11 protein-coding genes are annotated in these 9,995 nt (G+C 38.2%); 9 read left to right on the plus strand and 2 right to left on the minus strand.

Annotated features, from left to right (window positions below; genetic code table 11):
* Window positions 1-8 precede the first annotated feature (8 nt).
* Window positions 9-1,189, minus strand: a protein-coding gene (locus L641_RS0102405) for an IS3 family transposase (RefSeq protein ID WP_086007400.1) whose coding sequence is annotated in 2 segments (ribosomal slippage) — window positions 9-931 and window positions 931-1,189 — 1,182 coding nt in all. Because the reading frame shifts where the segments join, the coding sequence is not laid out codon by codon here.
* 226 nt (window positions 1,190-1,415) lie between these two features.
* Between L641_RS0102405 and L641_RS0102420 the strand changes: the two genes are divergently transcribed.
* Window positions 1,416-1,814 carry a hypothetical protein gene (locus L641_RS0102420; protein WP_024601019.1) on the plus strand — a complete coding sequence of 133 codons (399 nt, stop codon included), beginning with the start codon at window positions 1,416-1,418 and terminating at the stop codon, window positions 1,812-1,814.
* Between the two features lie 7 nt (window positions 1,815-1,821).
* Complete coding sequence (locus L641_RS23445) at window positions 1,822-2,322, plus strand: hypothetical protein (RefSeq protein WP_008131204.1); 501 nt, start codon at window positions 1,822-1,824, stop codon at window positions 2,320-2,322.
* Between the two features lie 64 nt (window positions 2,323-2,386).
* Here L641_RS23445 and cadR read toward each other — a convergent pair whose 3' ends face one another.
* The gene (gene cadR, locus L641_RS0102430) at window positions 2,387-2,776 is read right to left on the minus strand and encodes a Cd(II)/Pb(II)-responsive transcriptional regulator (protein ID WP_024601020.1); all 390 of its coding nucleotides are present in this window, start codon (window positions 2,774-2,776) and stop codon (window positions 2,387-2,389) included.
* Between the two features lie 78 nt (window positions 2,777-2,854).
* Between cadR and L641_RS0102435 the strand changes: the two genes are divergently transcribed.
* From L641_RS0102435 to L641_RS0102465, 7 genes are all read left to right on the plus strand, one after another.
* Complete coding sequence (locus L641_RS0102435; protein WP_024601021.1) at window positions 2,855-3,514, plus strand: cation transporter; 660 nt, start codon at window positions 2,855-2,857, stop codon at window positions 3,512-3,514.
* 10 nt (window positions 3,515-3,524) lie between these two features.
* The gene (locus tag L641_RS0102440) at window positions 3,525-4,256 is read left to right on the plus strand and encodes a transglutaminase-like domain-containing protein (protein WP_024601022.1); all 732 of its coding nucleotides are present in this window, start codon (window positions 3,525-3,527) and stop codon (window positions 4,254-4,256) included.
* Window positions 4,243-5,133, plus strand: a complete 891-nt coding sequence (locus L641_RS0102445) for a cation diffusion facilitator family transporter (protein WP_029750282.1) — start codon at window positions 4,243-4,245, stop codon at window positions 5,131-5,133. The genes L641_RS0102440 and L641_RS0102445 overlap by 14 nt, the downstream gene beginning before the upstream one ends.
* Before the next feature lie 58 nt (window positions 5,134-5,191).
* Window positions 5,192-5,551 carry a hypothetical protein gene (locus L641_RS0102450; protein WP_249365208.1) on the plus strand — a complete coding sequence of 120 codons (360 nt, stop codon included), beginning with the start codon at window positions 5,192-5,194 and terminating at the stop codon, window positions 5,549-5,551.
* A gap of 83 nt (window positions 5,552-5,634) precedes the next feature.
* Window positions 5,635-6,852, plus strand: coding sequence for a TolC family protein (locus L641_RS0102455; protein WP_024601024.1), 1,218 nt, complete (start codon window positions 5,635-5,637; stop codon window positions 6,850-6,852).
* Window positions 6,853-6,916: 64 nt separating this feature from the next.
* On the plus strand, window positions 6,917-8,173 hold the full coding sequence (locus tag L641_RS0102460; RefSeq protein WP_024601025.1) for an efflux RND transporter periplasmic adaptor subunit: 1,257 nt from the start codon (window positions 6,917-6,919) through the stop codon (window positions 8,171-8,173).
* Window positions 8,174-8,184: 11 nt separating this feature from the next.
* On the plus strand, window positions 8,185-9,995 hold a 1,811-nt coding region (locus tag L641_RS0102465), incomplete at its 3' end, for an efflux RND transporter permease subunit (protein ID WP_024601026.1).

The raw sequence follows: 9,995 nt of genomic DNA on the forward strand, positions 1-9,995 counted from the left end.
TGTAGTGGTCAATAAAATTTGGCCACAGCTTTAGAATCTTGGTATCTAACCTCAGATTCATTTGGCGCTAAACCGGCATTATAATGATGTGGCCTAACGTTGTTGTAATACCCGTTGATATAATCACTCACACTATATTTAGCATCTTTAAAGTTTTCGTATCCAACCTTTGGCATCCACTCCGTTTTAAAGCTTCTAAAAAATCGCTCCATTGGCGCATTATCCCAACAATTTCCGCGCCTGCTCATACTTTGTGTAATTTTATAGCGCCATAAACGTTGACGATATTTTAAACTTGTATAATGACTACCTTGGTCTGAATGAAACATCAGTCCACTTGGCTTACCTCTGCTTTCATACGCGAGTTCAAGCGCTTTTAGCGTTAAGTTAGTATCTGGCGACAACGACATTGCCCAACCAACGACTTTACGTGCAAACAAATCAACAACGACCGCTAAATAGGCCCAGCGATTGCCTGTCCAAATATACGTCACATCACCGCACCACACGGTATCTGGCTCAACAACATCAAATTGTCTATCAAGCAGATTTGGAATTTCAAGGTGCTCATTACCACCGCGTTTATATGAATGTTGAGGTACTTGGCAGCTTTCAAGCTTTAATTTAACCATTAGCTTAGCAGCACGATAACGACTCAATTCAAAATCATTGTTCGTTGCTATTGCCGCGATTGTCCGCGCCCCAGCTGAGCCGCCGCTCATTGCATGTATGGCTTTAACTTCAGCTTCTAGCCTTATTTGCTCTGGCGTCGGCGTTGTATCCCGTATAGCCCAATATTTATAGCTGCTACGATGCACATTGAATACGTTACACAGCACGCTAATTGGGTAACGCTCTCGTTGATTTAGTTTCTCAATTAACGAGAATTGTTCAGGGAGTCGGACATCAAGAGAGCGGTAGCCTTTTTTAATATATCCTTTTCTAATTTAATGCGTTGGATTTGCTTTTTAAGTTCGCGGATTTCAATTTGTTCGGGCGTCATTGGTGAAGCAGATGGTGTCTGGCCACTCCGCTCTTGCTTTAATTGAGTAACCCACTTACTGACGGTTGATTTACCCACCCCCATCGCTTTGGCTGCTTCTTCTTGAGTATAACTTTGGTCAACTACAAGCTGAGCTGTTTCTAATTTGATTGCCGCAGAATACGTTGCGCGTTTTAATTTCGTCATTTTTTCACCCAAATTTGTATGCTTATTAGCATAACATTTCTTTCTTAATGGGTGGCCAAAATCACTGTACCACTACAGTCACTGATGATAAACCCGAAAGTTTTGAGTTGAGATTATCTGAATTTGTAGTCATGAGACATTTGTTGCTTTCACCTGCTGAAGTAATTGAAGCAAGAGAGAAATTAGAGCGTGAAGATGCAAAAAAATTACATTGAGAATTGGTCAAATGAACAATAAGCATAGAGCAATAATAACCTCAGTCGATCATCTCAATGAAAATTTTGAAGTCAAAGTAAATAGGTGCCCAACTGCATTTGAAGATGATTCAGATAGCAGTGTATTATTTTCACTGCCAAAAGATAAATTCAGTGACTATTTTGAAGTCGGTGATTTGATTGAATTCAAAAGCCAGGGTAGTTCCAGCCTAGAAATTGCCAACTTAAGCTGTAAGGTGCTTAGGCCAGCTAAGCTTAAACGCGAGCTAAACTCAATATTGAGGCGGTTAGATGATGATCATCATCCGTTAAAACGATGCATTTTATTAAGCGAGCATAGCCTTGTTTTATTGTCTATAAACAAGAACCCTGAAGAGTTAACGCTATTAAAGAGCCAACAAAAAATTTAGAGTAATCATGAAAAATTTTGAAGATGAAGTTGTTAAAGTGATCTCTAAACTTACTTGTGATGGTTGTGGCGAACAAGCAACTCAAGATGACTACGAATTTCATGAGTTTATAAGTATTGATCATAAATGTGGCTATGGAAGTATTCACGGTGATGGCAATCAAATCAGTATTGATCTCTGCCAGAAGTGCTTTGCTGATATGTGCGGTGATAGTTTAACTGTTATTGAGCCTAATGAAGAAAAGCATGATAGTTGTTCACGAATTGATGTAAAAGATATTTTGTCAGCAAACAAAATAAGTAATCAGGAAGAGTTAACGTCTGCGTTAAAGCGGCTTGATAAACTGTGGGATGCTCAACACCTTTCAGAATCTGGAGGTGAGTTTCATCAACTAGTTGACTTGATTACTGCTTTTGAAGGGAAAAGCTGGGATTCATATTTTGGAACAGTTTATGCTGCATCAGATGATTTTATGTCGGAGCGTGCAATTACTGTTGGTAAATCTTAACAAAGTGGTGTTAACAGTAGTAGGTATTAACGATTTATATTCTGCTTGCATAGCCTTAAAAAGATTAACTATCTAGTGACTTAATGATCCCACATGCTTCAATAGTATTGTTTGAGCCACAAGCACTTGCCATCTGTTGTAACTCTGCTTTAAGCGCTCTTAATTCTTTCATACGCTTATTCACTAATGCGAGTTGCTGATCAATTAATGCATTAACGCTAGAGCAGCTTTCTTCTGGCTTATTTTTTAACTCTAATAGGCGTTTAGTATCATTGAGTGATATATCAAGGCTTCGGCAGTGCTTTACGAATTCCAACTGTTTAAGTGCTTTACTATCATACAACCTAAAATTCCCTTCGGAACGCTCTGGATGTGAAAGTAATCCTTCTCTCTCATAATATCTAATTGTCTGTATTGAACAGCCGGATTTTTTTGATAATTCACCTATTTTCATTAATTTTCACCTTTAACCTTGACTCTATAGTTACTATAGGTTTTATAGTTGCAGTATACAAGTGTATTGGAGGTAAAAATGAGTGGTTGTGGGTGTGAAGTTGAATTAAAAGATAGCCAACAAAAGACAGTGCTTTATTGGCTTTTGGCTATCAATGCCACGATGTTTGTTTTTGAAATTTGTTTTGGTTGGTTATCAGAATCAACGGCATTAATTGCCGACTCATTAGATATGCTAGCAGATGCTATCGTCTATGCAATTGCCCTATATGCAGTAGGAAAGTCAATCCAACATAAGGCTAATGCTGCTTTAGTGAGTGGTTATTTCCAACTAGGGTTAGGCGTGTTAATTCTATTGGATATTGCAAGAAGGCTTTATGGTGAAAGTGAGCCTCACTCTTGGTTTATGATTGGAGTAGGCTCGGTGGCTTTAGTTGCAAATGTGATTTGCCTTATCCTTATTCGAAAACACAACAACGATGAAATACATATGAGAGCGAGCTGGATATTTTCAGCGAATGACGTGATTGCAAACCTTGGTGTCGTTATCGCTGGCATATTAGTTATGGTGCTAGAGCAGCGCTGGCCAGATATCGTCATTGGAAGCATCATTTCAATATTAATTCTTCGAGGTGCTTACCGAATACTAAGTGATGCCAAACAAGAATTAGCCGTTGCTCAAAAAACATGTGAAAAACCAAGCGAAGAAAAACAAACAACCTCTTGTTGTTCAAAGTGAGGAGACACCTATGAATGCTAAATACTTAGAAAAAACCAAGATAATTAATTTTGAACATTCTAAAATTCATTCATTAATTACTAAACGTAAATGGCAAGAACTTGATGACTACAACAAAATTGGTGCAGCCTACCAGTTCGTTAAAGATGAAATATTATTTGGCTACAATGAAAGCGATGATATTTCAGCAAGCAGTGTTTTAGCTGATGGTTACGGCCAATGTAATACCAAAGGCAACTTGCTGATGGCCTTGTTGAGAGGGTTAGGCATTCAATGTCGATTTCACGGTTTCACCATCGATCAGCAATTGCAAAAAGGTGCCATACCCAGCTATGTATTTTGGCTAGCACCTAAATATATTATCCATAGTTGGGTTGAAGTTTATTTCGATGGGCGTTGGATTAACTTAGAGGGCTTTATATTAGATAGGCAATACTTAACCTCACTACAGCAGAAGTTTAACCAAGAAAAAGATGATTTTTGTGGTTATGGAGTCGCAAAAAAGTGCTTCTCTTCACCTGATACGGATTGGCGAGGAACAGATACCTATATTCAAAAAGAAGGAATTCATGATGACTTTGGGCTTTATGATTCCCCTGATGAATTCTATAGAGAAAAAGGCACAAATTTATCTGGAATAAAACGATGGTTATATCAACATGTGATCCGTCATTTGATAAATATGAATGTATCAAAGCTAAGAAATCAAAAAGTACTAGAGGTGCAAAATGCACAATCATAACCACAGTCATCATCATGGAAAAGACGACCGCATTGGATGGGCGTTTTTTCTGAATGTTACATTCACGATCATCGAATTTATTGGTGGGTGGCTTACCAACAGTACCGCTATTATGGCTGATGCAGTGCATGACTTAGGGGATAGTCTATCTATAGGCTTTGCTTGGATATTAAGTCGTTTTTCAGAGAAAGAAGCGTCAGATAAGTTTAGTTATGGCTATCGTAGACTTACACTCTTTGGCGCACTGGTAAATGGTATTGTTTTAGTTATTGGCTCAATTTGGATTTTATTTGAAGCCATACCAAGGCTGTCCAATCCAGAAATGCCAGTGGTTGAGGGGATGTTAGGGCTGGCCATACTCGGTGTTGCAGTAAATGGTTATGCGGTTTTCAAATTAAAAGCGGGTGAAACACTTAATGAAAAAGTGCTGACATGGCACCTTCTTGAAGATGTTCTTGGCTGGGTTGCTGTACTTATTGTCTCAATAGTTTTGATGTTCATAGAACTACCAATATTAGATCCACTTTTGTCGATTGGTTTTACGTTATTCATCTTGTTTAATGTCTTTAGAAATTTGAAATCAACACTCGTCTTGTTTCTTCAAGCTGCGCCAGATAAAGATACTCAAGATCGTATTAAACAATCACTAATTGAATTTCCCGAAGTTAACGGTATCCATCATATGCACTTTTGGTCACTAGATGGTGAAAGTCATGTTTTAACAGCGCATCTTGAGCTAAAAGATGACTTTGAAGTTGAGGACTTAATTAGGCTTAAACATGACGTTGCAGCTAAATTATCTTCCTATCATTTATCGCATACGACGATAGAGTTTGAGTTTCCTCAAGAAACTTGTCGTGATGAGAATGAAAATTAGGTAAATGGCTAGTCGATAAAGCTTTGCTCTGTTATATTGATTACTCAAGTTTTTATAGGTGTATATTTTGAATCTAAATGTTGTACTAAAAATGCTCTTAGTCGTTTCGATTGTTTTGCAATCGTTAACTGCTGTTGTATCCGCAACATCTGAGAATCACCAGGTAGATATAGAGCACCTTCAAACTCAACATGATCATGCAGATGATCGAAATATTTTAAATGATAATACAGATGATGAACAGCACGATGTAAAGGATTGTCATCACTGTGGTCATTGCAGTGGCAGCCACTTATCTTGGATTTTAGTCAGTAATTCCAATGTCGATGGTAAGCTAAATATTATCAATAAAACGCCTTATCAAATTGATCAAACAAGTACCTTTCTTGAAGCTATACTTCGTCCGCCTATTTCTTAATTAGATTAATTTTTAATGACCTATTTATCCTTTAATAATGGATAAAGGGTTCGTGTTTATTAATTTTAAAATTAAGAATTTTTATGTATATATATTTAAAAAATACAGGTTTAGTCCTGTCTTTATGCATGGTTGTGAGTTTTTCAGCTGCCAGTTATGGCAAAGAGAAAAATATTTCATGGCTAGATAGTCAAATAAATAAAGATCCCGAAGTTATAGCAGCGAAAGAGTTACTCAATGCAAGTAGTCATAGAGCCAAAGGTTTAACTCAAGCCGTTTATAACCCAGAGCTAGAAGCTAGTTATGAAAAAGAAGGTGATTTTGATAATTACTCCATTGGTATCAGCCAAACAATTGATTTCTGGGATAAGCAATCAGCAAATAAAAGCATTGGTGAAATTGATGTCTATGTAAACCAGCAACAATTGTTATCTTTACTCGATTCTAAAAAGGCTAACGCTTTAACTGCATTAGTTAATTGGCAAGCAGCAAAAGAAGCTGCTCAGTTACTTTCAGAAAGAGAAGAGCAATTGCAAACGCTCTTTGGCATTGTTGAAGATAAGCGAAAAGCCGGACTTTTAGAGCCACTTGACGCTGAATTGGTCTATTTAAACTTGTCCCAAATTTTCAGTGAAATATCTGAGTCGCAAATAGCATTGAAAAATGCAGAGGTAAAGGTTCAGGAGTTATTGCCTGATTGGACGCCTAATACTACAAATTTGTTTTCATTTACTTTTGGGGCAACAAGCTATTCATTTAACTCCCAGTGGGTTGAGGATCATCCAAAAGTTAAACTCGCTAGAGCGCAATGGAAGATAAAACAATCTAAGGCTCAGCTAACCACTATGGAATCTAAAGCTAATCCAACCATTGGCGTTAGCGCAGGGAAAAGTGGAGATGAAGACTTGGTTGGTGTGACTTTATCAATTCCTTTAAACATCAGGAATAACTATTCAGATACGGTTAAAGCCGCTTATTCAGAAGCCATTGCAGCAGAAGCTAACTTTCGATCGGTATATCGAAAGCAGTCTTTTGAAGCAAAAGCTAAATATGAATCGCTTAATATCAGTAAAAAATACTATGAGCAATGGCGAAAACTCACACAAGGCAGATTAGATAGCAGTGCGAATTTATTAAATAAGCGCTGGGAAGCTGGTGACATTAATACGTCTGACTACCTACTTGCATTAAATCAACGCGCGGAAGGGCTTCATGCAGGAATACGTTTGGAAAATCAATTCAAGCTTGCAGAAATATCCTTCGTTTTAAGTATGGGTCAGTTATCAAAATTTGAGATTTGAACGCTTTATTTTTTCAGTAGCGAAAAACGAAATCTTAAATTTATCAAAAATATAGGTTAAAAAAATGAATACAATATTTAGTAAAAAATTATTAGCCGTAGTAATTAGCAGCCTGTTAGTTGGGTTTACTACAAATCATGACGCTTTTGCACAGTCGTCAGATGGAACTGGTTCTGTCACAAACGTTTCGAAACAAGAAGAAAAAGAACATCAAGATGAGCATGAACACGAAAAGGGACATGAAGAAGATAAAGGTGACCATGACGAGCACGGCCATGAAGGTGGTAATAAAGAGGGAGAAGAAGGACATGAAGAAGGTATCACTATTGATCCAAAGAAGATGTCGCTTGCTAACATTAAAGTGGAAAGTGTTAAGCCTGAATATCAATTTAGCTCCGTATATGCACCTGGCGAAATAAAAGCTAATGGCTATAAAAGTTATGTGGTATCACCACGTACAGAGTCAGTCATTATCAGTCGCCATGCAGCGCTTGGCGAGTATGTAGAAATAGGTCAGAAGTTAGTTACATTATTTAGTGAAGCAATGGCACAAGCACAAGCTGACTATTTAATCGCTTCAACCGAATGGCAACGTGTAAAAAAGCTGGGTAATAAGACGGTGAGTGAAAGTCGATTATTACAAGCTGAAACAACATACAATGCGAGCTATGGCAAGCTCATTGCTTTAGGGTTAACTGAAAAAGCAATAAATGGTATTTCTAACAAAGACATTAAAGCATTTGGGCAATATGCATTAACGGCGCACCGTGAAGGTGTCGTGCTTCAAGACGACTTTATCCAAGGGCAACGTGTTGATGCTGGGGATTCAGTCATGTTGTTAGCTGATGAAAAACAACTATGGGTTGAAGCAAAAGTTTCTCCAAATAAAAAGCTAAATTTATCAATTGATTCTCCTGCGGTACTTAAATTAGAAGGCCAGAGTTACAATGCCAAAGTTATCCAAGAAGCCCATACAATTGATCCCGTAACTCGTACAAGAATTATTAGATTGGGGGTACAGAATGCTGATGATAACCTTCATTCAGGTATGTTTGTAAAAGTTTACTTTCAGTTTGCCACAAAGCAGAAAGTGATGGCTGTGCCAGAAGAAGCATTGATCCGCAGCGCAGATGGTGATTGGACCGTATTTGTCGAAGACCACCCTGGAGAATTTAAAGCTGTAGAAGTAGAACTAGGCCGAGCCTTAGGTGATTTTAGGGAAATCATTGGCCTTGATAGTGGGACGCGAATTGTAACCAAAGGCGCATTTTTTGTTGCTTCTGAAATCGCTAAAGGCGGATTTGATCCGCATAACCACTAAGGAGCAAGACTATGTTTAATAAAATAATAGATTGGTCTGTTAATAATAGACTCCTGATTTTGATTGCGCTGTTTGCCACAATTGTCGGCGCAATTATGGTTATACCAAAACTAAATTTAGATGCCTTTCCTGATGTTACTAATGTTCAAGTTGCTGTAAATACTGAAGCGCCAGGACTAGCTGCTGAAGAAGTTGAACAACTCATTACGTACCCCATTGAAGCGGTCATGTATGCCTTACCTGATGTAGAACAAGTGCGCTCAATTTCTAAAACAGGCTTGTCTGGCGTCACGGTTGTTTTCAAAGAAGGCACCGACATTTACTTTGCAAGACAACTTGTATTTGAGCGTCTTCAAGCCGCAAAAGAACTGATACCAGAAGGTGTCGGCACACCCGAAATGGGGCCAAACACCTCAGGGCTAGGCCAAGTATTTCAGTACCTTCTTATTTCAGATAAAGATGCAGGCTATGATGCTATGGCACTCAGGAGTCTCAATGATTGGGTAGTAAAATTACTCGTTATGCCTGTCGATGGTGTTACTGATGTACTCTCCTTTGGAGGTATTGTTAGGCAGTACCAAGTAAATGTAGATCCATCTAAGCTTCTTTCTTATAACCTAACGCAAGAAGACGTTGTTGGTGCCCTAGATAACAACAATGCCAATGTTGGCGGATGGTATATGAACCGTGGGCAAGAGCAGCTTGTTATTAGAGGTGCAGGTTGGTTTGAAAGTGGTGACGCTGGTATTAGTAATATCAAACAAGTTCCCGTCAAAACAGTTGATGGGACAGTTGTGACGGTTTCGGATATTGCTAAAGTTGAAATGGGCAGTGAAATTCGTCAAGGTGCTGTCACAATGACGCGCAAAACCGAAGACGGTAAAGTCGAAAATTTAGGTGAAGTTGTCTCTGGCATTGTCTTAAAACGCATGGGGTCTAATACTAAAGCCACCATTGATGGTATCAATGCAAGAATCCCATTAATTAATCAAGCATTGCCTAAAGGTGTTCGCTTTGAACCATTTTATGATCAGGCTGATTTGATTGAAAAAGCCGTTGATACAGTAGTTGATGCACTATTACTAGCATTTATTTTCATCTGTATTGTATTAGCACTATTTTTAATGAATATACGTGCAACCTTCCTTGTCCTAATATCTATTCCAATTTCAATTGGTATCGCGTTAATGATCATGGCTTGGTGGGGCATTTCTGCAAACCTTATGTCATTGGGTGGCATTGCCGTAGCCATTGGTATGCTAGTTGATGGTTCAGTCGTGATGGTTGAAAACATGTTTAAGCATTTAAATAGACCAGACTCTACCCATTTAAAAACTGTAAAAGAAAGAGTGCCTAGTGCTGATACTGATCCACATGATGTAGAACAAGATGAGCATGGTATTAAGTTACGTCTTCAAAATGCGGGTAAAGAAGTGGCTCGTCCCGTATTTTTTGCAGCTTCTATTATTTTAGTCGTATTTACGCCTTTATTTAGCTTTGAAGGTGTTGAGGCAAAGTTATTTCAACCTATGGCAATAAGCATCATTTTAGCTGTTATATCTGCTATTGTGGTTGCGTTGTTTGTTGTACCCGCTTTAGCTACTTATTTATTTAAGTCAGGTGTAAAAGAGAGGGAAAGCTTTGTTCTTAGGCCATTAGACAAACTCTACAGAAAAGGGCTTACATTCGCACTAAAACGCACCAAATTAGTCATTTCAGCCGCACTTATATTAGTTTTCTCTGCCTTTGCATTAGTTCCATTAATTGGTACTGAATTTGTACCTGAGTTAGAAGAAGGGACGATAAACTTAAGAGCAACGCT

The sequence above is a fragment of the Pseudoalteromonas sp. TB41 genome (genome assembly GCF_000497975.1).
GTDB lineage: Bacteria > Pseudomonadota > Gammaproteobacteria > Enterobacterales > Alteromonadaceae > Pseudoalteromonas > Pseudoalteromonas tetraodonis.